20 protein-coding genes are annotated in these 23392 nt (G+C 73.9%); 4 read left to right on the forward strand and 16 right to left on the reverse strand.

Going from position 1 to position 23392, the window contains the following annotated elements:
* Window positions 1-547 precede the first annotated feature (547 nt).
* Window positions 548-1363 (forward strand): dimethylargininase, encoded by an 816-nt coding sequence (ddaH, locus tag ACLQ27_RS07975; RefSeq protein ID WP_425866807.1) that lies wholly within the window; start codon window positions 548-550, stop codon window positions 1361-1363.
* On the forward strand, window positions 1360-2574 hold the full coding sequence (gene rocD / locus ACLQ27_RS07980; protein WP_425866135.1) for an ornithine--oxo-acid transaminase: 1215 nt from the start codon (window positions 1360-1362) through the stop codon (window positions 2572-2574). The genes ddaH and rocD overlap by 4 nt, the downstream gene beginning before the upstream one ends.
* Before the next feature lie 56 nt (window positions 2575-2630).
* Here the strand turns inward: rocD and ACLQ27_RS07985 are convergent, their stop codons facing one another.
* The 7 genes from ACLQ27_RS07985 to ACLQ27_RS08015 form a co-directional block, all read right to left on the reverse strand.
* The gene (locus ACLQ27_RS07985) at window positions 2631-3785 is read right to left on the reverse strand and encodes an FHA domain-containing protein (RefSeq protein WP_234586038.1); all 1155 of its coding nucleotides are present in this window, start codon (window positions 3783-3785) and stop codon (window positions 2631-2633) included.
* The gene (locus ACLQ27_RS07990; RefSeq protein ID WP_234586040.1) at window positions 3782-4075 is read right to left on the reverse strand and encodes a 4a-hydroxytetrahydrobiopterin dehydratase; all 294 of its coding nucleotides are present in this window, start codon (window positions 4073-4075) and stop codon (window positions 3782-3784) included. Before ACLQ27_RS07990 ends, ACLQ27_RS07985 begins: the two co-directional genes overlap by 4 nt.
* Window positions 4076-4200: 125 nt before the next feature.
* A complete protein-coding gene (locus tag ACLQ27_RS07995) occupies window positions 4201-5253 on the reverse strand; it encodes a fatty acid desaturase family protein (protein ID WP_234586042.1) in 1053 nt (350 codons plus the stop codon).
* A 133-nt stretch (window positions 5254-5386) separates the two neighbouring features.
* A complete protein-coding gene (locus tag ACLQ27_RS08000; protein ID WP_425866138.1) occupies window positions 5387-8932 on the reverse strand; it encodes an SCO7613 C-terminal domain-containing membrane protein in 3546 nt (1181 codons plus the stop codon).
* A gap of 47 nt (window positions 8933-8979) precedes the next feature.
* Complete coding sequence (gene cutA / locus ACLQ27_RS08005; protein ID WP_234590601.1) at window positions 8980-9300, reverse strand: divalent-cation tolerance protein CutA; 321 nt, start codon at window positions 9298-9300, stop codon at window positions 8980-8982.
* A 143-nt stretch (window positions 9301-9443) separates the two neighbouring features.
* The gene (locus ACLQ27_RS08010; RefSeq protein WP_357495915.1) at window positions 9444-10448 is read right to left on the reverse strand and encodes a 1-acyl-sn-glycerol-3-phosphate acyltransferase; all 1005 of its coding nucleotides are present in this window, start codon (window positions 10446-10448) and stop codon (window positions 9444-9446) included.
* The gene (locus ACLQ27_RS08015) at window positions 10448-11281 is read right to left on the reverse strand and encodes a patatin-like phospholipase family protein (RefSeq protein WP_357574697.1); all 834 of its coding nucleotides are present in this window, start codon (window positions 11279-11281) and stop codon (window positions 10448-10450) included. The genes ACLQ27_RS08010 and ACLQ27_RS08015 overlap by 1 nt, the downstream gene beginning before the upstream one ends.
* A gap of 165 nt (window positions 11282-11446) precedes the next feature.
* On the opposite strand from ACLQ27_RS08015, the gene ACLQ27_RS08020 reads away from it, so the two are divergent.
* Window positions 11447-12934 carry a serine/threonine-protein kinase gene (locus tag ACLQ27_RS08020; RefSeq protein WP_425866141.1) on the forward strand — a complete coding sequence of 496 codons (1488 nt, stop codon included), beginning with the start codon at window positions 11447-11449 and terminating at the stop codon, window positions 12932-12934.
* A 15-nt stretch (window positions 12935-12949) separates the two neighbouring features.
* Here ACLQ27_RS08020 and ACLQ27_RS08025 read toward each other — a convergent pair whose 3' ends face one another.
* The 9 genes from ACLQ27_RS08025 to ACLQ27_RS08065 form a co-directional block, all read right to left on the reverse strand.
* Window positions 12950-14005, reverse strand: coding sequence for a glycosyltransferase family 4 protein (locus ACLQ27_RS08025; RefSeq protein WP_425866809.1), 1056 nt, complete (start codon window positions 14003-14005; stop codon window positions 12950-12952).
* A gap of 157 nt (window positions 14006-14162) precedes the next feature.
* The gene (locus ACLQ27_RS08030) at window positions 14163-14828 is read right to left on the reverse strand and encodes a BON domain-containing protein (protein WP_234590591.1); all 666 of its coding nucleotides are present in this window, start codon (window positions 14826-14828) and stop codon (window positions 14163-14165) included.
* Between the two features lie 178 nt (window positions 14829-15006).
* Entirely contained in the window at window positions 15007-16653 is a 1647-nt protein-coding gene (locus ACLQ27_RS08035; RefSeq protein ID WP_425866143.1) for a trypsin-like peptidase domain-containing protein, read from the reverse strand.
* A gap of 62 nt (window positions 16654-16715) precedes the next feature.
* On the reverse strand, window positions 16716-18272 hold the full coding sequence (locus tag ACLQ27_RS08040) for a sensor histidine kinase (RefSeq protein ID WP_357574694.1): 1557 nt from the start codon (window positions 18270-18272) through the stop codon (window positions 16716-16718).
* Entirely contained in the window at window positions 18269-18970 is a 702-nt protein-coding gene (locus tag ACLQ27_RS08045) for a response regulator transcription factor (RefSeq protein WP_030336721.1), read from the reverse strand. The genes ACLQ27_RS08040 and ACLQ27_RS08045 overlap by 4 nt, the downstream gene beginning before the upstream one ends.
* An 85-nt stretch (window positions 18971-19055) precedes the next feature.
* Window positions 19056-19667 carry a PadR family transcriptional regulator gene (locus ACLQ27_RS08050; protein WP_234590569.1) on the reverse strand — a complete coding sequence of 204 codons (612 nt, stop codon included), beginning with the start codon at window positions 19665-19667 and terminating at the stop codon, window positions 19056-19058.
* Window positions 19664-20488: a DUF4097 family beta strand repeat-containing protein gene (locus tag ACLQ27_RS08055; RefSeq protein WP_357495902.1), complete on the reverse strand. Its 825-nt coding sequence runs from the start codon at window positions 20486-20488 to the stop codon at window positions 19664-19666. The genes ACLQ27_RS08050 and ACLQ27_RS08055 overlap by 4 nt, the downstream gene beginning before the upstream one ends.
* Before the next feature lie 294 nt (window positions 20489-20782).
* Entirely contained in the window at window positions 20783-21715 is a 933-nt protein-coding gene (locus ACLQ27_RS08060; protein ID WP_357495900.1) for a lysophospholipid acyltransferase family protein, read from the reverse strand.
* A complete protein-coding gene (locus ACLQ27_RS08065; protein WP_357495898.1) occupies window positions 21712-22488 on the reverse strand; it encodes a GNAT family N-acetyltransferase in 777 nt (258 codons plus the stop codon). The genes ACLQ27_RS08060 and ACLQ27_RS08065 overlap by 4 nt, the downstream gene beginning before the upstream one ends.
* A 151-nt stretch (window positions 22489-22639) precedes the next feature.
* Here ACLQ27_RS08065 and ACLQ27_RS08070 point away from each other — a divergent pair, with 151 nt between their 5' ends.
* Complete coding sequence (locus tag ACLQ27_RS08070; RefSeq protein ID WP_357495896.1) at window positions 22640-23284, forward strand: hypothetical protein; 645 nt, start codon at window positions 22640-22642, stop codon at window positions 23282-23284.
* Window positions 23285-23392: the final 108 nt, after the last annotated feature.

Below are 23392 nucleotides of genomic sequence, written 5' to 3' on the forward strand. Positions count from 1 at the left end.
TGTGTCCGGGGTCCGCACAGGCCGTCTCCAGGAGGGGACATCGCGCGGACCCGCACCTTCCCTCCGCTCCCTCTCTTGAGCCCCTCTCCGCCTCTCTCTTCCTCTTCCTCCTGCTCGCTCCTTGCCTTCCGGCTCCCCTTTCTCCTCCTTTCATCCTTTGCTCTGCTTCACCCCAGGCAACACCGAGCGTCCGATTACCGGACGGCAGGTGTTGCCTCCGCTGAAGCAGAGCAAAGGATGCGCCCACTGCCCCCGCAGCCGGGCCCGCACGTCGACCCCGCACGTCGGCCCGCAGACGGACGGTGTCGCGCGCACGGCCGGTGTCGTCCCACAGGCCACGTCGGGTGACGCGGAGCACCAGCAGCCCTGGCCGGCCCATCTACGCAACGAATCGCGGCGCGAGACTGACCACACGCAACGAATGTTCGGTCTGCGCAACCTTCGGTGGTGGATCCTTCCGCTGGGGCCGCATACCGTTGAGCAACGGCACCAGCCCGTGGGCCACGGTGGCCGGGCGTGCCCGACCCCTGGGAGCAGGACAATGACGATGGACGCCACCAGCCAGCGCCTGTTGATGTGCCGGCCGACGTACTTCGCCGTCGACTACGCGATCAACCCCTGGATGGACCCGAGCGCGCCGGTCGACGCCGCGCTGGCCGTCCGGCAGTGGGAGCAGCTGCGCCAGACGTACCTGGACCTGGGCCACACCGTCGAGGAGATCACTCCGGTGCCCGGCCTGCCCGACATGGTCTTCGCCGCCAACGGCGGCACCGTGATCGACGGCAAGGCGATGGCTGTGCAGTTCCGCGACCCGCAGCGCGCCGACGAGGCCCCGGCCTACCGGGCCTGGTTCGAGGCCGCCGGCTTCGAGTTGTACGACCCGAAGCACGTCAACGAGGGCGAGGGCGACGTCCTGCTGGCCGGTGACCACCTGCTCGCCGGCACCGGCTTTCGCACCGCGCACGCCTCGCACGCCCAGTTGCAGGAGGTCTTCGGCTACCCGGTGATCACCATGCAGCTCGTCGACCCGCGCTTCTACCACCTGGACACCGCGCTGACCGTGCTCGACGAGCGGACCGTGGCGTACCTGCCGGAGGCGTTCTCCCCCGGCAGCCAGGCCGTGCTGCGCCGGCTCTTCCCCGACGCGGTGCACGCCACCATGGCCGACGCGGAGGTGCTGGGCCTGAACGCGGTCAGCGACGGACGGCACGTCGTGCTGCCCGCGCAGGCCACGGACCTGGCCGCCAAGCTGCGCGACCGAGGTTACGAGACCATCGGTGTCGACCTGTCCGAGCTGCGCAAGGCCGGCGGCGGACCGAAGTGCTGCACGCTGCGACTCCGTCAGGGAAAGGCAAGCGAGTGATCGAGGACATGCTGCGGACCCCGTCCGCCGTACGCGACGCGGAGAAGTACACCGCGCACAACTACCACCCGCTGCCGGTGGTGATCTCGTCGGCCGAGGGCGCGTGGCTCACCGACGTGGACGGCAAGCGCTACCTGGACTGCCTGGCCGGCTACTCGGCGCTGAACTTCGGTCACCGGCACCCGCAGTTGATCGCCGCCGCGCACGCCCAACTGGACCGGCTCACGCTGACCAGCCGGGCGTTCATCCACGACCAGTTCGCCGACTTCTGCCGGGAGTTGGCCGAGCTGTGCGGCAAGGACCTCGTGCTGCCGATGAACACCGGCGCGGAGGCGGTGGAGACCGGGATCAAGGTGGCCCGCAAGTGGGGCTACCAGGTCAAGGGCGTCACCCCGGGCCAGGCCAACATCGTGGTCGCCGAGGGCAACTTCCACGGCCGGACCACCACCATCGTGAGCTTCTCCACCGACGAGGACGCCCGCGCCGACTTCGGGCCGTACACCCCGGGCTTCACCGTCGTGCCGTACGGCGACCTGGACGCGCTGACCGCCGCGATCGACGAGAACACGGTGGCCGTGCTGCTGGAGCCGATCCAGGGCGAGCAGGGCGTGGTGGTGCCGCCGGAGGGCTACCTGCCGGGCGTACGACAGGTCTGCACCGAGCGGAACGTGCTCTTCATCGCCGACGAGATCCAGTCGGGTCTGGGGCGTACCGGCCGGACGTTCGCCTGTGACCACGAGGGCGTCGTGCCGGACATGTACCTGCTGGGCAAGGCGCTCGGCGGCGGCATCGTGCCGGTCTCCGCGGTGGCCGCGAACGCCGAGGTGCTTGGCGTGCTCAAGCCCGGTCAGCACGGCTCCACGTTCGGCGGCAACCCCCTCGCGTGCGCGGTGGCCATCGAGGTCGTCCGGCTGCTGGCCACCGGCGAGTTCCAGCGTCGCTCCGCCGAGCTGGGCGAGCGGCTGCGCGCCGGCCTGGAAGCTCTGCTCGGCAAGGGCCTGGTCGGCGTACGCGTGCGCGGCCTGTGGGCCGGCCTGGACATCGACCCGGCGCTGATGAGCGGCCGGGAGGCGTGCGAGCGCCTGATGGAGCGCGGCATCCTCGCGAAGGACACCCACGGCTCCACCATCCGACTCGCCCCACCGCTGGTGATCACCGAAGAGGAGATCGACCAAGCGGTGGCGCAACTAGCCGAGGTCCTGGCCGCCTGACCCCGGCAGCGCTGGACGGGAGGCGGGCGTCGGGGTTCCGACGCCCGCCTTTCGGGTTACGGGCGGGGCAGGCGCATCGCCATCGTGGGGGCTTCGGCCATCACCGACGTGGGAGTGAACGGGGCACCCGTCGGCAACTCCTCGGCGCGGCCGATCTGCACGCCCGGGTACAGCTCGATCATGTCGTTCTCGCCCAGCACCCGGGACTGCTGCGGGGCCAGGGGGATCCGGTCCGCCTCGTTCATCGACCCGGCCGGCCGGATGCCGGAGCCGTTGGTGCTGACGTCGGTGACGATGACCTCGCCAACCCGCAGCTCGAAGCGGACGTGACCCCGGCTGATCCACCGCCGGGCCTCGTCGTTGAGCCACTGGCCGAGCATGATCCCGCCGTCCTGCTCGGGTGCCCGACCGGCCACCACCGGCTGCTCCTCGCTCAGCACGAACCGCCGCCGCACCAGGCCACCCACGCGCACGGCGAGCACCTCCGTACGCGGACGCGGGCCGCCGTCACCGAGGCGTGCGCCGTGTCGCGGGCAGGTCGGCACGCCGTTACGCAGCGAGGGCGGCGGCTGCGCGGCCGGGCTGCGGTCCGCCCCTCCGGCCAGGTCGGCGAACGCGCCACCGCCACCACCGCCGCCGAACAACGCGCAGCCCGACTCCGGGCAGCGCCACTGCCGGGCCAGCAGCTTCGCACCGGTCGGCGAACGCTTGCCGGCCACCGGGGCGTGCCCGCCGCCGACGTGCGCGATGAACACCGGCCCACCGGCGCCCGGCACCGGGGCGACCACCCGGCCGGGCTGCTCGACCAGCCACGGGAACCGCCCGCGCAGCCCGTCGAAGCGCACCCGGGTGAGCACCGGAAGGCCCAGCAGGTCGGCGACCTCCAGCATCCGGTCACCCGGGTTGTCCAGCACCTCCACGAGCCCGTCGTCGGCCCAACGGCGAACCACCATCCGCTCGTTGGAGGTCAGGTCGGCGTCGGAGAGCAGCGCCCGGTGCACCACTGCGTACACCTGGACGCTGTCCTCCTCCAGCTCGCGGGAGAGCGCGTCGATGACCATGCCGAGGCGCAGCAGGCTCGCCGGCCGGCCACCGTCGATGTCCTGGTAGCGGATGATCTCGGCCAGGTCGAGCACCGCCCGGGCCAGCGACGGGTCGGTGCAGACCCGCCCCTCGATGGCGTCCAGAACCTTGCTGATCTCGAATCTCATGCCGCACTCCGGACGATGTCGTCGATCCGCCGGGCCAGCTCGATGTCCCGGTGGGTTACCCCGCCGGCCGAGTGCGTGACACAGCGGAAGGTCAGGGTCCGCCATCGGATGTCGATGTCGGGATGGTGGTCGAGCTCCTCGGCCACCGCCGCCACCCGGTCCACCACCGCGATGGCGTCCGGGAAACTGCCGAGCTGAACGGTGCGGCCGATGCCGGTCGGGTCACCCGACCAGTCGGCCAACCCGCCCAGCTCTTCTCGCACCGCGTCCGCGGTGAGCAGGTCTGCCATGACCAGACCCTACCGGTGGCGCATCCACCGGGCCGTACGCGCCACCGCTCAGTCGACGCGCGCAGAAGCCGGCGGGGCGGCATCATCGGATGCCGCCCCGCCGGTACGTCTCACGTCAGCCGTGTTCAGCCGCGCAGCGGCCGACCCACCTCGTGCAGGTGGCCGAGCGCCTGCCGGTACGACTCGATCAGCCCGGTCTCCGCGTACGGGATGCCCTGCTCGGCGCAGTAGGCACGGACGATCGGCTGCGCCCGGCGCAGGTTCGCCCGGGGCATGTTCGGGAACAGGTGGTGCTCGATCTGGTAGTTGAGGCCGCCCAGCGCGGTGTCGACCAGCCGGCTGCCCCGCACGTTGCGTGAGGTCAGCACCTGCTTGCGCAGGAAGTCCAGCTCGTCCTCGGCGGTCGGCATCGGCATGCCCTTGTGGTTCGGCGCGAACGCACAGCCCATGTAGAGGCCCCACAGCCCCTGGTGCACGGCGGCGAAGAGCAGCGCCTTGCCCGGCGACATGACCGCCAGCAGCAGCGCCACATACCCGGCGGTGTGCGCGACGAGGAGCCCCGCCTCGACCGCGCGGTGCCGCATCGGCGTCGCGTACCGGCCACTCTGCTCCCGGCCGATGATCGCCCGGATGCTCGCCACGTGCAGGCTCAGACCCTCGAGAAAGAGCAGCGGGAAGAAGAGGTACGCCTGCCGGCTGGCCATCCAACGGTGTGCGCCCCGGGTCTGGACGGCCTGTTCGGGAGTCCACACCAGCGCGCCCGCGCCGACGTCCGGGTCCTCGTCCTCGTGGTTCGGGTTGGCGTGGTGCCGGTTGTGCTTGTCGACCCACCAGCCGTAGCTGATCCCCACCGCCGCGTTGCCGGCGACCAGCCCGACGACCTCGCTCGGGCCGCGTCGACGGAACATCTGGCGGTGCCCGGCGTCGTGACCGAGGAACGCGACCTGGGTGGTGGCCACCGCCATCACGGCCGCCAGCGCCACCTGCCACCAGGAGTCGCCGACCAGGAACACGGCGACCCAGCCGGCCACGAAGGCGCCGAGGGTGAGCACGAGGCGGGCAACGTACGAGGCAGGTCGCCGCTCCAGCAGGCCGGCCTGACTGATCCGTCGGGACAACTGTGCGTAATCACTACCTCGCCGTCGTACCGGCGGTTCCGCCACCGCTCCGAGCGCCATTACTGCTCCTGTTCCGCTTGCGCCCGAACCAGGCTGGTTCGGGGTCAATGTCAGTCTCCCCGCATCGGTTGCGGTGAGTAACCCTGACAACCCCCGGATGGGGGGTAGGGCGGGCCCTACCCCCGGCCTCGATTCAGCCCAGCCGGGCCACCGCGGCGCGCAGTCGGGCCAGGTCGCGACGCCGCCGCTCGTAGCTGGCGGCCAGCCCGATCAGCGCCAGCCCGCCGGCACCCAAATAGATCCACCGGGGCAGCAGGTCCCAGCCACGGGCGATCTCGTGCAGCGCCAGGACCGCCAGCACCGCACCGCCGAGCAGCACGGGAGCCTGCCAGCGGCGGCTCGCGCCGGCCAGCACCACGACCAGCGCCGCCGCCCCGAGCAGCAACCGTCGCCACGGCTGCGGATCCGGCCCGGCCAGCACCGACACCAGGCTCGGCAGCAGCGCCGCGACCAGCCCCGGGCCGAGCGCCGGCCAACTGGTCAGCCCAGGCCGGGTCCGCAACGCCAGCAGGCCCGCGCCGAGGGCGAGCCCCGCCGCCGGCAACGTGTACGCCTCCACCACGCTCACCCCGCCGGCGGCGAGCAGCACCCACGCCCCGATCAGCTCGCTGCCCGCGGCGATCGCGGCGAACCGCCACCGTCGACCGGCCGGCTCCCCCCGGCGCAGCAGCCGCAGCGCGACGGCTGCTCCCCACAGCACGCAGACGGTCGCGAGCTGCTGCGCCACCTCGACGGTGAGCGCCGCGGCCACCCCCGCCACCGCCTGCGCGGCGGCATCCAGCACCCGCCCGACCGGTGCCCGCCGCTGCCGGCCGGCCAGGGCCGCGGCGGCGAGGGCCAGCACGGCCACCCCCAGCAGCGGGTACGCCGCCGCCCGCAACCCCTGCCCGTTGGCGAGCGGAGCGGTCACCGCCAGCGCACACGCCGCTCCCACGGCCGCGACGCTCCCGACGACACGCGCCTCGGCCATCCGGGCCCCGACGGCGACGATCACCGCCGTCACCAGCAGCGTGCCCTCGGCCGCGAGCGTGCCGGACCGGGTGGCCAGGAGCACCGCCACGCCGGCCACGGCCAGCACCGCCCCCACGGGCACGGCGATCGACGCGAGCGCCGGGCGGGGCGCCACCAGGGCGGCGAGCAGCAGCGCGGACACCCCGGCGAGCAGGGTGGCGGCCGGCAGCACCGGCCACGGCACACCGACCGCGACGAGCAGCACGGGCAGCGCGGCGGCGGCGAACGGCAGGCCGGCCAGCAGCGGTGGGCGCACCCGCCGACCGGCCACCGCCGCGGCCACCGCCAACGCGACAAGCGCCAGCCCGGTGGGGAACAGCCCCCGATCGGCGATCGCGGTCGGCGCCCCGGACCAGACCGGCCCCGGGACGCCGTACGGGATGAACAGCGCGCTGAGGATCGTCGGCAGCGCGGCCAGCACCGCGACCCCCGCCAGCACCACACCCGACGCCCTCAGCAGACCCCCGGCCGCCGACGGCCCCCCGACCGTCGACGGCCCCCCGATGGTTGACGCCCCCCCGATCGTCGGATCCCACGATTCCGACGGCCCTTCGGCGTCCACCACCGGCCCCCCAGCGGCCGACGGCCCCCCGACCGCCGTCCGCTGCGCGGGGCCGTCCGGCTCGTCGCCGCGCGCCGGCAGGCCCCAGCGGGCGACGAGGGCGACGCCCAGCGCCGCCAGCGCGGCGTACGGCGTCACGGGCTCGTTCCCCGCCGCCACCAGCGGCGAGACCCCGGCCGCGAACACCGCGACCGCACCGCCCGTCACCGCGTACTCGATCAGGTCGACCCGGTGGCGACGCACCGCGAGCGCCGCGACCAGCGACAGCCCGGCGGCGAGCAGCGCGGCCCGCGCCTGCCACCAGGGCTGCACGCCGGCCGCGAAGAGCGCCACCGCGGCGATGGCGGGCAGCGCCAGGTGCGCGGCCAGCAGACCCACGCCCGCCACCCATCGGTACGGCCCGTCGACCGTCCGCACCGCCAGCGCCACCCCGAGCACGGTGCCGATGCCCAGCACCACCACGACGCCGAGCGGATCGGCCAGGGCCACCAGCAGCGCGTGCCCGATCAGGACGGCGCCCCCGGCCGCCCAGCCGAGCAGGGTGGCCGCCCGGGTCGTCGGGCGGGCCAGTACGGCGAGCACCAGAGCTACCCCGCCGGCCAGGTCCACGGCCACCACAGTCGCCCACGACGCCGTCCAGCCGATGGGCACGGCCAGCAGCACCACCACCGCGCCGGCAGTGGCCAGCCCCGCCCACGCGCGGCGGGGCAGCAACGACGCGGCCGCCCCCAGCGCCAGCGCCACGGCGGGCGCCACCTGCCAACCCCAGCTCAGATCCGGCCCCCACCCGGCCCCGTGCCAGGGCGGCAGCGACCGGGCGGCGGCAGCCACCGCCAACACACCGGCGATCGCCACGGCGACCTGCGCGGCCCCGGCCGCGACAAGCAGCGCGCCGGCGCGCGGCCCGGGACGCCAGCCGGTCGGCAACAGCCGTACCGCCCCGGCCAGGACGAGCGCGACCATCGCCGCCGCGAGCAGCAGCAACGACGGCCGCAGCTCACCCACCGGGCGCAGCACCGCGGCGGCGAGCACCGGCATCAGCAGGCCGGCAGCCACCGCCCGCGCCGCCGTGCCGCCGACCAGCAAGGCCGCGACGAGCCCGGTCACCACGACCAGCAGCATCGGCACGCCGGCCAGCAACGGCGACCCCGCCGACCGCCCCTGCACCAACGGCACCAACGCACACGCGGCGGCGGCGACCAGCGCGCCGACGTGACCCAGCCCGGCGAATATCCGACCGGCGAGCCGGCGCGCACCGTCCCCATCGCGCAGCGCGACCAGCACCGCCAGATTCAGCACTGCCACCCCGAGCAGCACCAGCACCCAGCCGCCCGCGCCGGGGTCGGCCGGCGCCGCGAGCAACGGCAGCACCGGTTGCGCGACCGCGAGGCCCGCGAACCAGGGCCCGGTCAACCCGCTCAACCGGCCGTACGCCACGAAGACCAACGCGCTGACTCCCCCGACCAGCGCGGCGTACCTGGCGCCCGGCCACCCGGTCACGTGACCCAGGTCCACCGACCAGGCGGCGTACCCGTCCAGCAGCACCAGCAGCAGCCCCACCGCGGCGAACGTCTCCGCCGTGCCCCGCAAACCCCGGCGGACCGCCAGCAACGGGCCGGCCAGGACGAGCGCCGTGACCGCCGCCAGGATCAGCGCCCGGCCACCGACCCCCACGGACGCCCAGGCCACCGCGGTGAAGACCACGGCCGCGGTGCCGAGCAGAAGTCCACCGAGGACGAACAGCAACCCCTGGACCGTCCGGGTCGACGTCTCCGCCGCGCCGGGCGGCGCGTGCTCCACCACACGAAGGGGCGGCGGTGACATGACGACCGGCGCCGGCCCGACGACCGGGGCCCCCGCCGCCAACCCCGCGCGGACGACCGCCGCCAGCTCGGCCCGCCGCCGCGAGGTGGCCGCCAGCCGACCAGCCAACTCGGTGTACGTCCGATGGGCCCGCTCCACCTCCGGACCGAGCCGATCCACCTCCCGCCCCAGTCGGACCACCTCGGCCGCGATTCGGTCCGGCGGGCGGCGGCAACCGGCGCAACCGGCGTTCAGGTCGGCCGGGGCGCCGCAGGCGGGGCAGGGATAGCGGGTGTCGTCCACCCGGTCATCATCGAAAACCGGCGGCGGACGGCCCAGAGTGCGCGTACCTAGGGTCGGGTGTGGTCGTGCACCCAGGCCGCGTACCCGGGATCACCACTGTCCACCCGCGACACCAGGATCTCCGGGACCTCGTACGGATGGCTGGCCCGGATCTGGTCCACCAGCGCGGCCAACCGGTCCGGCGCGGTCTTGAACTGCACGGACCACTCGGTGCTCGTCTCCACCCCGGAGCGCCACCAGTAGGTGCTGTCCACCTGACCGCCGACCTGAGCACAGGCGGCGAGCCGCCCGGCGACGGCCGCGGCCGCCAGCACGTCCGCAACCGAACGCGCATCCACCACAGTCGTCACCACGCAGATCTGGTCCACGAGCGCACCCTACGCGGCGACGAGGTGCTGAGCCCGCTTTTCGTTCGCGACTGCGGGGCTCCGCTTCGCTGCACTCCTCGCGCTCACCGGAGCCCGCTTTTCGTTCGCGACTGCGGGGCTCCGCTTCGCTGCACTCCTCGCGCTCACCGGTTGGCGGCGATCCACGTGTCGATCTGCGCCCACCAGTCGAAGAGCCAGTCGATGCGCTGCTGCCGGCCGGTCGGCACCTCCTCCGGGGGCACCGACCAGAACCGCATCACGATCCGCTTGTCCATCGGCAGTTCCCGCCACACGTCGGCGACGGTGCTCATCCGGTCGAGTCCGGTGTGGGCGACGAAGATGACCCCGGCGTCGGGGGCGGCGTCCAGGGCGGCGAGCACCCCGCCCGGCTGCGGGGCGAGCACGTGGCGCATCCGTTCGGCGCGCTGCGCCATCCGTTCCAGGCCGAGGGACCGCAGCCGGGCGATGGCCCGCAGTCGACGCTTGGGGGTGAAGTTGCCGCCCTCCGGGAAGATCACGAAGGCGTCGTTGTCGTCCAGGCCGGCGGCCAGGTGCCCGACCTGGCGTACCGTCTCCTCGCCGCGCTCCGGTGTCGGCGCGATGAACCGGTTGGGCAGGCGGTTGAGCAGCACGTCGATCGCCGGGTCCCACTGGAGGCTGTCCTTGAGCACGATCCGCGGCTCCCGGTTGAACCAGTTGACCAGACCGTGGATCAGGATGAACGAGTCGCCCGGCCCGGCGTGCCGGCAGAGCACCAGCTCGGGCCGACCGGGCAGCGCCGTGTCCGGGTCCGTGCCGACCACGTCGATGTGCAGCCGCAGCGACCAGCGGGCCTGCCAGAACAGCACCCGCAGGAACCAGCCGGCCAGCACGTAGTGCGCCCGCTGGAAGGCTGGGGACCGGCTGCGCCAGCCGAACCCGGACGCCAGCCACAGGACGAACAACGCGAGCAGCGCGGCAGCGTCCCACACCAGGTAGACGCAGCCGATCCAGAGCAGGCGCAGGGGGCGTAGCCGGCCCGGGACCAGCGGCGAGGCGGCCGCCGCGAGCAGCGCCCAGACCGGCAGCGTGGTCACCACGGCGATCGCGAGCAGCACCACGGCGGGGGCGATCAGCAGCCGCCGCAGCCACCTCGGGGGCAGCGGCATCAACGCTCCACGTGGGCGGCGAGGTAGCGGCGCGACGCGGTGTACGCCCGGCTGATCCGCCGTCCCACCGCCGCCATGTCCCGGTACGCCCACGGTGTGTCGTCGCGTGGGTTCAGCCCTCCGGTCGGCAGGACGTGCACCTCCACCCCCTCGGGCAGCGCGGCCATCTCACGGAAGAAGCGGTGCCGGCGGGAAATCTCGAACGCGACCTGCGCGATCTCCCACGGCCGCCGGGGTGGCGTCAGCTCCCGTTCGATCCGGCCCACCTGCAGGACGAAGATCTGGCCGGCGCCCGCGGCCACCGCCTCGCCGATCGGGATCGAGTTGACGATGCCGCCGTCCACGTAGTGCGCGCCGTCGATCTCCATCGGCGGGAGCAGGCCCGGCACCGAGGCCGACGCCATCACCGCCGGCACCACCGGACCACTGTCGAACCAGTGCTCGGCGGCCCGCTCGATGTGCGCGGCGCAGCAGCGGAACGGCACCCGCAGGTCGGCGAAGGTGGTGTCGACGCCCAGTTCGGATTCCAGCAGCCGGCGCAACGGCCGGGGCGAGTGCAGGTGGGTGCGGGCTGCGAAGCGGCGCAGTTGCCGGGCGACCGAGTCGCCGTACACCTCGCTGGCCTCGGGTGAGGCCCAGAGGCGGACCAGCCGGTCGGTCACCGCCTCGGACGGGTCGGCGGCGACCAGCGCGCCGTTGACCGCGCCGATCGACGTGCCGAGCACCATGTCGGGTTGGATGCCGGCGCGGAACAGGGCCCGCAACATGCCCACCTCGACGGCGCCGAGCACCCCGCCGCCACCGAGAACGAACGCCACCGGTCCCCCCGCCATGTCCCCATCCTGGCACGCGCCCGCCGACCACCAGTGGGCCGCCGTCCGCCGGCCGGTGGACGTACCCGGCCACCGTCCGTCGACCATCCGGCGCATCGGCGTTGACAGGCAGGACACATTCGCGCAACCTGATACCGCTCCCACCCCCGAGGGCAGGTGCGATCCGTGAAGGCAGCGCTGCATCCGGGCCGATTGCTGGCCCGCAGGTACCGACTCATCGACCAGATCGGTGCCGGCGGCATGTCGGTGATCTGGCGCGCGCGGGACGAGGTGCTCGACCGCGTCGTGGCGCTCAAGGTGCTCGCGCCCTCGCTCGCCGCCGACGCGCGGTTCCGCGACATGGTGCGGGAGGAGGCGCGCGCGGCCGCCCAGCTGGTGCACCCGCACGTGACGTCGGTCCACGACTACGGCGAGACGGTCGACCCGGACGGGTCCATCACCTCGTTCGTGGTGATGGAGCTGCTCAGCGGCGAGGAGTTGGAGCTGCGGCTCACCGAGGGCCCGCTGCCGTGGCCGGAGGCGGTCGAGGTGGGCGCCCAGGTCGCGGACGCGCTGGCCGCCGCGCACCGGCTCGGCATCGTGCACCGCGACATCACCCCGGCCAACGTCATGATGACCGCGATGGGGGTGAAGGTCCTCGACTTCGGCATCGCCACCCGGATCGGCGCACCGGACGAGGACGAGGACGGCGGCACCTTCGGCACCCCGGCGTACGTGGCCCCGGAACGGCTCGACGGCGCACCCGCCCAGCCGGCCACCGACGTCTACTCGCTCGGCGTTCTGCTGTACGAGGCGTTGACCGGCCGCGTGCCGTACCCGGCGGACACCTGGGAGCAGCTCAGCGCCGCGCTGGCCGACGGCCCGGCGCCGACCCTGGCCAACGTGCCGGACCTGCCCGCGCCGGTGGCCCGGATCTGCCTGCGGAGCCTCTCGCGGGAGCCGGCGGACCGGCCGACGGCCCGGCAGCTCGCCACCGCGCTGCGCGGCCACGTCCTGCCGCCCGACCCACCGACCGCCACGATCAGGGTGCCCACCCTGGCCCTGCCGACGAGCGTCGGGATGGCGCACGCGGGCGACGCGACGACACCGCAGGTTGACGACGTGCCGACGCCGGCCGGCGCGGAGCCCCGCCGGTCCCGCCGGCAGCTGGCGCTGCTGGTCCTGATCCCGATGGCGCTGGCCGTCGGTGTGGCGCTGGCCGGTGCGGCACTGCTGCCCGACCAGCAGCCGGATCGCCGGGCCCAGCCGTCGGCCGGCCCGGTGACGCCCGCGCCTACCGACCCGCCGAGCGGTCCGCCGACCGACCCGCCGGCCACCGAGCCGTCCCGGCCGACCCCGGCACCGTCGTCGCCACCGGCCTCCCGCGCGCCCACGGGCGAGCCGAGCACCCTCGTGGAGGCCGCCAACCGTGTCGACGGTTTGATCGACGCCGGCCTGCGCGACGGGGAGATCCGCGGCGATGTCGGCCTCGACCTGCGCAACGAGCTGCGCAACCTGCTGGCCGCCGCCGGGTCCGACCGGGACGAGCTGGCCCGACCGGTGGCCCGGCTGCGCGAGAAGGTCACGGTCCGGCTGGGCGAGGGGGCGATCAGCCCGGCGTACGCACAGCGGCTGGACGCCGCGATCGCCGAGCTGGGCGCGGCACGGGTCTGACCCGGGGCGGCACCGTCAGCGGACGGCGACGGGGGCCGTGTCCCGGACGGCGGGCCGCCCGAGGGCGAAGCGCCGGTAGACGTCCTCGTAGCCGTACGCCATCCGCTCGACCGAGAAGTTCTCGGCGACGTGCGCCACGCAGTCCTGCGGGTCCAGCTCCCGGGCGGCCAGCAGAGCGGCGGGCAGCTCGTCGGGCTGCCCGCAGACCAGCCCGGTGAGTCCGGGCCGGACCAGTTCGGGCACCGCGCCCCGGTCGAGCGCCACCACCGGCGTACCGGTCGCCATCGCCTCCAGCATCACCATGCCGAACGGCTCCTCCCACTGGATCGGCATGATCAGGCAACGGGCGTCGACGAGCATCCGCAGGGTCTCGGCGCGGTCGGCGTTGAGCACCACCGACACGTCCTCGCCGAGCAGCGGCGCGACGACCTGCTCGTAGTAGCGCCGTTCGGCCGGCTCGTTGCACTTGCCGGCCAGCAGCAGCGGCAGGCCGGCCTCCCGGCAGGCGCGGATGGCGATGTCCGGGCCCTTGTCCGGGCTGAACCGGGCCAGCCACAGCACCGGTCCGGGGCCGGGCGCGGTCTTGCGCGGAAAACCGCGCAGGTCCAGCGCGTTGTGCACGGTGCCGGCCCAGGGCAGGCCCGTGTTGAGTCGGCGCTGGGCGTGCGAGATGGCCACCAGGGCGACGTTCTCGTCGGCGTCGCCGAGCACGTCGCCGTACTCCCCCACCGGGTTGCCGTGCACCGTCGCCACCGTCGGCACGGACCGACGGCCGGCCACGAGCGGCCCGATCGTGGTGTGGTCGTGGATCACGTCGAAGTCGGCCGGCGTGATCATGCTCTTCACCCGGGCCAGGTGCGCGAGCTCCGGCAGTGACTCGCCGAGCCGCTCGTACTGGACCTGGGCAATGGTGGAGACGAATCCGCTGGCGGCGGTGCCGTGCTGCTCGCCGGCACCGAACAGCGTCACCGCGTGCCCGTGGGCGCTCAACGCGTCCACCAGGCAGGCCACCACCTGCTCCAGGCCGCCGTAGCCGGGCGGCGGCACGGACAGCCACGGCGGGACCACCATCGCGATGCGCAACGACCGCTCCGGCGAGCGGTCGGCGGGCGGGTGGTTCACGGCCACGAGTCCTCCCCGTTGATCCCCGATCGGGTATCGCCGTCGGTCGGCATGGTCCGCGGCGGTTTCCCCACCCGGCCTCCGGTAAACCGGACAAGACGGACGCTTACCCGCCGACCAGGAGTTGGTCGTGTACGACTCGTACGCCCGGCGCCGACCACGCCACCCGCTCCACCTGGTCCCGTTCCCACCAGGAACGGACCACCCCGGCGAGGACCAGCGTGTCCCCGTCCACCTCCACCGTCACCCGCTCCGCGCCGAGCGTGCGCGCCAGGGCACGCCGGACGTCCTGCCGCAGCCGCTCGCCGGCAGGTGGTGCCGACGGCCGCACCTCGACCAGGTTGGTGATTCCCCGTACGCCGTCCAGCCGGCGCAGCTCCCCCTCGGCGGCCCGGCGCTGCCACCCGAACTCGACCTCACCGCGCAGCATCAACCAGCCGTTGGCCACTGTGACGTCCAACCGTTCGGCGGGCACGAAACTGTCCCACTCCAGGGCTCGGGCCGCGGCGAGGGCGATATCGCCGTCGGTACGCCCCGGTGTCCCCGGCAGCCGTACCTCGATCTGGTCGGCCACCACGCGTACGCCCCGCACCCGTTGGGCGCAGCGGGTCGCGGCCCACGCACGGGCCGCGCCGTCCACGAACCCGGTAAGCGTGACCACCCCCTGGTCGACGGCCACCCCGATCTCGTTCGGTAGCAGCTGCGGATCCCAGGCCAGCTCGGCCAGGACCTCGCGCTGGATCCGCTCGTCGTCGACATCAGACCCGCTCACGGTCCACCCCCGTACGCTCGCCGGCTCGCCTGCCGACCGTGCCGCTCGTACGGGTGACGGCGGTTCACCCCGTGAGGGTGAACCGCCGTCCGGGCGGAAAAAGAGCGGCGGGTGACGGAGCCGACCCCCTCGGCCCCGCCACCCGCCGCCGGAGGGAGGAGGCAGGTTCAGTTGTCGGTCAGGACGTCTCGGCGAGCGTCACGGTGGCGGTCTTCTCGGCGCCGTTGCGCTTGAAGTGCACCTCGACCCGGTCGCCGACCTTGCCGGCCTGCACCGCGCCGACCAGGTCGTCGGAGTCGTTGATTACCTTGTCGCCGAAGCGGGTGACCACGTCGCCGCGCTGGAGGCCGGCCTTCTCGGCGGCGCTGCCCGCGGTGACCGAGGCGACCAGCGCGCCGCCACCCTCGGCCTGGTTGACGCCGACCCCGAGCGACGGGTGGCTGACCTTCTCGCCGCGCTGGAGCTTGCCGGCGACGTCCTTGGCCTTGTTGCTGGGGATGGCGAAGCCGACGCCGATGTTGCCGGTGCTCTGCCCGGAGGTGGCGATGGCGGTGTTGACGCCGATCACCTCACCCCGGGTGTTGACCAGCGCGCCACCGGAGTTGCCGGGGTTGATCGGCGCGTCGGTCTGCAGCAGCCCGGAGATCGAGCTGACGGCCTGGCTCTGCTGGTTCGGGTCCTGCTGCTGGCCCTCGCCGGCCCGGATGGTGCGGTCCCGGGCGCTGAGGATGCCCGCCGTCACCGAGCCCTGGAGGCCGAGCGGGCTGCCCAGGGCGAGCACCTGGTCGCCGACCTGCATGGCGTCGCTGTCGCCGAACGTGGCCGGCTTGAGGTCGCTCACCCCGTTGGCCTTGACCACTGCCAGGTCGGTCTTCGGGTCGGTGCCGACGATCTTCGCCTGGACGTTCCTGCCGTCGGCGAAGACGACCTGCACGGTGTCCCCGCTGGCGGAGGCGACCACGTGGTTGTTGGTGAGCACGTAGCCGTCGGCGCTCAGGACCACGCCGGAGCCCTCGCCGCTGTCGGTGGCGATGGAGACGACGCTGTCCTGTACGGACGCGGCGATCTTCGGCAGGTCGGCGCTGTTGAGCACGGGGGCCGCGGAGTAGGTGCGGGTGACGCCGCCGTTGTCGCCGTCGAGGGCGAGCGCGAGCGCCCCACCGGCGACGCCGGAGCCGAGCATCAGGGCGAACACCGCGACGCCGGCGCCGGCGAACTTGGCGATCCGGCCCGGCCGGGGCCCGGAGCCGGGCGGCGTGGCCTGCGGGCCCCACGGCGGCACGGGCTGCCCCGGGTGGTGCTGCTGGTGCTGCTGGTGCTGGGCGTGCTGGGCGTAGGCCGCGCCCGGCTGGCCCCCGCCGGCCCAGCCGGACTGCTGGCCCGCGTGCCAGCCGGCGCCCGGGTACTGGCCGGCGGCCGGCTGCGGGTAACCCGAGTAGCCGGGCTGGCCGGAGTGGCCGGGCGCCGGGTGGCCGGAGACCGGGTACGGCGGCGCGGATCCACCGGCGGCGGTCGGCGGCTCGTACCCGGTGGGCTGCCCCACGGTCGGCGGCTCGTACCCGGTCGGCTGACCCACGGTCGGCGGCTCGTATCCGGTCGGCTGCCCGGCGTGGAGGTCGGACCCGGTCGGTCCGTCGGAAGCGGCGGGCACGGCCGGAGTGGCGACGGTGGGCGCGGTGTCCCCGTCGGTCGAGACGACCGGAACGGGGGTGGTCGGAGAGTCGGACTGCGCGCGCTCGTCGCGCGGCAGCTCGGCGGTGGGGTGCGACGGCTCGGCGTCGGTGGGGGCCGGCCGGCGCTGCGGGTCGGACTCGAACTCGGTCATGGGACTACCTTCTCCCCCGGCACTGCAATCAACCTGGAACCGTCCTGGAAGTTGGCTGAAAGTCACTCGCCCAGGTCGTCGCCCCTGGGCACCTGCGGCAGCCGGACCCGGAAGGTGGCTCCGCCACCGGGCGTTTCGAGCACCTCGACCGAGCCGTGGTGGGCGGCGACCAACGCCGCCACGATGGCCAGGCCGAGGCCGGTGCCGGTGTTGCCGTCGGCCCGTCGGGTCCGGGCCGCGTCGGCCCGGTAGAACCGCTCGAAGACCCGCTCGGACTGTTCCGGGGAGAGACCGGGGCCGGTGTCGATGACCTCCACGACGGCGAGGTTGCCCGCCTCGGCGCGCAGACGCACGCTGACGTCGGCTTCCGGCGGGGTGTGGGTCAGCGCGTTGGTCACCAGGTTGCCGATGATCTGGCGCAGCCGGGCGTCGTCGGCGTAGACGACGAGCGGGCCGGAACCGGGCTCGATCTCCAGCTCGATCCGCCGGTCCGGGGCGACCGCGCGAGCCGCCTGCACGGCGTCGGAGGCCAGCACCGGCAGCTCCACCGGGGCCAGCGAGAGCGGGCGTTCCCGGTCCAGCCGGGCGAGCAGCAGCAGATCCTCGACCAGCAGACCCATCCGGGCGGCCTCGTCCTCGATGCGGCGCAGCAGCCCGGCGGTCTGCTCCGGCGCGCGGGCCGCGCCCTGGCGGTACAGCTCGGCGAAGCCCCGGATGGTGGTCAGCGGGGTCCGCAGTTCGTGCGAGGCGTCCGCCACGAACTGCCGCATCCGCTCCTCGGAGCGTCGGGCCCGCGCCTCGGACGCCTGGGCTGCGGCGGCCGCGTCCCGGGCGGTGCTCTCCGCCGAGCGGGCCGCCGTCTCCGAGGCCGCCCGGGCGGTGAACGCCGCCTCGATCTGGGTGAGCATCGCGTTCAGCGCGCGGGAGAGCCGGCCCAGCTCGGAGGTGGGATGCTCCTGCCCCTGCTCCGGGTCGGGCACCCGGCGGGTCAGGTCGCCGCCCGCGATGGCCGCGGCGGTCCGTTCGATCTCGACGAGGGGCTTGAGGCTGGTCCGCACGATCGCCGCGCCGACCGACGCGAGCAGGATCAGCACCGCCCCGCCGACCAGCAGGTCGATCCAGACGAGCTGCTTGACCGCACGGTCGACCTCGGTCAGCGGCTGTCCCACGGCCAGCACCGAGCCGTCCGGCTGGGCGGCGTAGTAGACCCGCCACCGGGTGCCTCCGTCCTGGGACGGGACAGTCTTCGGCTGGCCCTCCAGATCCTCGAAACCCGCCCGGGTCGTGGGGAAGCTGGGCAGCTGTTCGGGGGCGCGGTTCACCTTGTCGTAGTACGGCCGGGACACCCTGTTCTCGTCGGCCAGCGAGACGACGTAGTCGCTGGGCAGCGTCACGTTGACCTCGCCGCTGCGCAGACCCGGGAGGTACTGGCCGAGGCTCTGGGTGGCCGACCGAATCTGCCCGTCCACCTGGCCGACCAGGTAGTTGTGCAGGAAGTAGGCGGTCAGCGAGCTGATCACCAGCAGCGCCGCGGAGACCAGCGCGAGCACCGAGGCGACCAGCTTGACCCGCAGCGGTACGCCCCGCAGCCGTCCCTTCGCCTGCGCGACCGCGTTCACGCCGCCGGCTTGCGGAGCACGTACCCCACGCCGCGCAGGGTGTGGATCAGCCGGGGCTGGGTGGTGTCGACCTTGCGCCGCAGGTAGGAGATGTAGGACTCGACGATGTTGTCGTCACCACGGAAGTCGTAGTTCCAGACGTGGTCGAGGATCTGCGCCTTGGACAGCACCCGGTTGGCGTTGAGCATGAGGTAGCGCAGCAGCTTGAACTCGGTCGGCGAGAGCTGCACCCGCTGCCCGGCCCGGTGCACCTCGTGGGTCTCCTCGTCCAGCTCCAGGTCGGCGAAGGTGAGCCGGGACGGGGCCTGCTCGCCGGTGGTGGTGCGGCGCAGCACGGCGCGGATCCGGGCCGTCAGCTCCTCCAGGCTGAACGGCTTGGTGACGTAGTCGTCGCCGCCCAGGGTGAGCCCGCGGATCTTGTCGTCGGTGGCGTCCCGGGCGGTCAGGAACACCACCGGGGTCCGCGTGCCGCCCTCGCGCAGCATCCGGATGACCTCGAAGCCGTCCAGGTCCGGCAGCATGACGTCGAGCACGACCAGGTCGGGCCGGTGGTCCTTGGCGGCGTTGAGGGCCGCGCTGCCGCTGGTCGCGGTGGCCACGTCGAAGCCCGCGAACCGCAGGCTCGCGGAGAGCAGTTCGAGGATGTTGGGGTCGTCCTCGACGACGAGGAGTCGCGCCTCGGTCTGGGTAGCGGGCATGGGCCCAATCATCGGTGACCTCACTGCACCGGCGCTGGACGCTCGCTGGAAAAACCCTGTGAGTCGCCGGGCGGCCGGGCGGGCGTCAGCGCAGCAGCCGGCGCAGCCCGTCCAGGGCGCCGTCGAGCAGCCGGATCGCCGTGCGCAGTTGAGTGTCGCTGAACTGCCGCGCCCGTGCCAGACGGCTCACCTCGGCGGTGAACGAGGCCAGCCGCTTGTCGAACTCGTCGAGCAGGGCATCGCGTGGCGCGTCGGCCGGCGGGGGCCGGTAGGACGACGCGGGCGGCTCCCACCGCGTACGCCGGGTCTGCCGGGTGGCCTCGCTCAGCTCCCGCTTGAGGTCGCGCGTCGAGCCGCGCACCTCGCTGCGGATCTCGCTGGCCAGGGTGGAGAGGTCCGCCACCGAGGCCGCGATGTCCGCTTCCAACGCGGCCAGCTCACCGGCGCGCTGGCGCAGCTCGGCGAGGCCGGCGTCGGTGATGGCGTACGTCTTGCGCCCCCCGGCGGCGGTGTGGCTCACCAACCCCTCGGCCTCCAGCCGTTGCAGCCGGGGGTAGATGGTGCCGGCGCTGGGCGCGTAGAGCCCGAGGAACCGGTCCTCCAGGAGACGGATCAGCTCGTAGCCGTGCTTGGGGCCGTCGTCGAGGAGCTTGAGCAGATAGAGCCGGAGCCGCCCGTGGCTGAACACGGCGGTCACGGCAACTCCTCCTCGTCGGCGGCCACCGGTCGGGCGAGGAGCGAGATGCTTCCCGACGTCGCGGAGGCCCAGAGCTTACCTTCGCCGGCGCCGAGCACTCCCTCGCTGCTCGGCAGCGGGAATCGCGAGTTGCGCACCTGCGGGAAGCCGCTGGTGATCCGGCCGGAGGCGGTGTTCAGCCGGACGGCGAGGTCGCTGTCCTCGCGGACCCGGACGGTGATGCTGCCCGAGATGGTGGTGAGCTGGATCTCGCTGCGCCGGGGGTTGTCCAGGTCGCAGGTGATCGCGCCGGAGACGGTCTGCGCCCGCACCCGGTCGGCGGCGCTGTCGGCGAGGATCACCTCCCCGGAGACGGTCTCCAGGGTGAGGTCACCGCGGACGCCGAGCGCCTCCACCGGCCCGGAGGTGATCTTCGCGGAGGTGGTACCGCGCAGGCCCATCAGGGTGATCTGGCCGGAGACGACGTGGGCCGTGGTCTGCCGGCGCAGGCCGGAGGCGACAAGCGACCCGGAGACCAGGTCCAGGTCGGCGAGGACATCGGCGGGCACGGCGACGGAGACGTCCACCCGCGGATAGCGGTGGATCATCTGGAACCACCGCAGGACCTCCGACCAGCCGTGCCCGCGTTCCTGTCGGATGCTGAGCCGGCCGTCGGAGTGGTCGATCAGGACGGGTCGGCGGCCGACCTGGGTGACGTCGATCCGGGTCGGGCCGTCGGTGGCGACCACGTTGAGTCGTCCACTGATCAGGCGGACGTCCAGCCGGGTGACCGGGCCGTCCACGGTGAGCCGCTGCGGGCTGCCGACCGTCCATCCGGCCATGACGTCCTCCCCTCGACGACGCGCCCACGCGCGCCGACGAGGAAACCGTAACGCGATACATCGCGACACACAAGACTGTCGCGAGTCGTCACCGCGACCCTGACCACGGCGTCAGCCACCAGCCCCGGCCTTTTAACGACGAGGGAAAGGGCGCTCCGAGCGCCTCCTTTGCTCTGCTTCAACCCACGCAACACAGGCGGGCCGCAAGTGTTGCGTGGGTTGAAGCAGAGCAAAGGGCGATCCGACCTACTCCGGCGCCGGGATCGGCGCGTGCTCAAGTGGTGAGTCCTGCTCTCAGGCCGCCAGGTCGAGGTCCCGGCCGGCAGGCACCTGCGGCACGGAACCCGCCGGGGTCATGGTGGGGACCGGCCGCAGCCGGGTCCGCGTCGGGACAACCGGCACCAGGTGTACGGCAGACTCGGCGGCCCGGGCCAGCAACCGCCGGTCGGCGTCGCCGGCCGGGTGCAGCGCACTTGCGATCGTCACCGAGACCACCAGATCCCGCGCCGCGACCACCCGTGCGACCGAGCGCAGCAGGGTGTCCGCGCCGAGGAAGGCGGCGGCCGTCGTGACCGCTCCGGTGGCGTCGCACCGGTACCCGAGCCGCAGCGGCACCACCGGACTGCCCGCGTCGATGGCGGCCTGGAACATCGCCGGCCGGAACCCGCCGTCGGGGCGGCACCCGTCCGCGCCGTCCCCGGCACACCAGGTCGTACCCTCGGGAAACACCGCTACCGACCGGCCGGCGCGCAGCGTGTCGGCCAGCCGGCGCACGGTGGCCGGCAGGGCCCGCGGCCGGGACCGGTCCACGAAGACAGTGCCCGCCGCCGCGGCGAGCAGCCCGACCACCGGCCAGGACCGGATCTCCCGCTTCGCCACCATGCGGGTGGGCGCGACCGCCAGGACGGCGAGGATGTCCAGCCACGAGACGTGGTTGGCGACCAGCAGCGCGCGCCGCCGGGGCAGCCGGCCCTTGATCACCAACCGGACGCCGAACGCGCGAACGGTGCCGCGGGCCCAGCCGCGCAGCACCGCCTGCCGCTCGCGCGCCGGGAGCACCGGCAGCAGCACCGCCACTCCCACCCCGGCCAGCAGCATCCCGCTCGCCGCGACCAACCGGAGCATCCGGCGGACCACCGGCACCGTGGGCACCTCGCCGGCCGCCGGCAGGCAGTCGTCGTCGCAGCCCGAGAAGGGCCGCCACAGGTCCCGCGCTCCGGCGGTCACCGGTGGTCCCCGCCCAGGAAGTGCCGCAGGTAGCGCGGGTTCATCCGGTCCAGGGAGAAGAGCACGTAGAAGTCCGCGCACCCGAAGTCCGGGTCGTACGCGGGCTCGCCGCAGATCCACGCGCCGAGCCGCAGGTAACCGCGCAGCAGCGGCGGCACCGCCACGCGAGCGGCCGGGTCGGCGGCCGTGGCGGCCGCGACGGCGGCCGGCTCGGCGAACCACGGGCGCAGCGGGCGCACCCGCAGCGGCGGCGGCGACAGGTGCCGGGCCTGGGCCTGGGCCCACACCCCGGCGACCGTGCGACCGCCGTCGTCGACCGGCACCGAGGCGCAGCCGCCGAGCCAGCGCGAGCCGCGCAGGTGCAGGTAGCGGGTGAGCCCCGCCCACATCAGGTTGATCACCGCGCCCGATCGGTGGTCCGGGTGCACGCAGGACCGACCCGTCTCGACGAGGTCGTCGCGCAGTGGATCGAGCGCCCCGAGGTCGAATTCGCTCTCGGCGTACCGCCGGTCGGTACGCCCCGGCGGCAGCAGCCGGTACGTGCCGACCACCTGCCCGGTGCTGTCCTCGCGGACGATGAGGTGATCGCAGTGGGCGTCGAAGGGGTCCACGTCCAACCCGGCGCCGCCGGGTGCGAGGGTGGCGCCCAACTCGGTGGCGAACACCTCGTGGCGCAGGCGTTGCGCGGCCGCGACCTGGGTGGGGTCGTCGGCGATCAGCAGGGTGTATCCGCTGGTCGTCAGGGATGCGCCAGCGACATGCAGAACGGCCATGGGATCTGTGTAAATGCCCCGGGTTGCCATCGGCGCGCACCACTGGTGTCGACCGGATGAACGCCGGCCGGCGGATGCCTCCGACCGGGCCCGTGCGAGGCTGCCCGACGGGCCGGCGACGGCGCCGCCCCACGCCCCACGGAGGTCACCCATGCGCATCGAGTCCCGGTACAACGGGCCCACCGGCTCCGGCAACGGCGGCTGGAGCGCCGGCCTCTTCGCGGCCGAGGGTGGCCCCGGACCGGTGGAGGTGACGCTGCGTCGGCCACCGCCGCTGGAGACGGCGCTGAGCCTGGTCGACGGCGAGGTCCGGGATCCGGCCGGCGAACTGGTGGCCGAGGTCCGCCCCGCCGGCGTCGTGGACGCCGTCGTGCCGCCGGTCGACCGGGAGACGGCGGTGGAGGCTTCCACCCGCTACCCCGGGTTCGTCGAGCATCCGTACCCCGAGTGTTTCGTCTGTGGTCCGCGCCGCGACGACGGGTTGCGGATCTTTCCCGGCCGGTTGCCGGACGGCCGGACCGCCGCGCCGTTTCGCGCACCCGAGCAGGTAGGCGACGCCACGGTCTGGGCCGCGCTGGACTGCCCCGGCGGCTGGACGGTGCTCGCGTCCGGCCGCCCGTACCTGCTCGGGCGGATCGCCGCGGTGGTCACCGCCCGGCCGGCGCCGGGCGACGAGTGCGTGGTGACCGGCGCGTTGATCGGTGTCGACGGCCGCAAGGCGCTGGTGCACACCAGCCTGTACGGCCCCGACGGCGCGCTGCTGGGCGCGGCCCGGGCCACCTGGATCGCCCGCTGAGGCCCCGCGGTCGTCCGCAGGGAGGACACGCCTCCGCCCCAAGGGGGACCACGCCGTAGGGACCGGGCCTGATTGACCTTGTTGCTCGGTACCGTCACGCTGTGCCAC

The sequence above is a fragment of the Micromonospora sp. DT63 genome (assembly GCF_049841615.1).
Taxonomy (GTDB): Bacteria; Actinomycetota; Actinomycetes; order Mycobacteriales; family Micromonosporaceae; genus Micromonospora.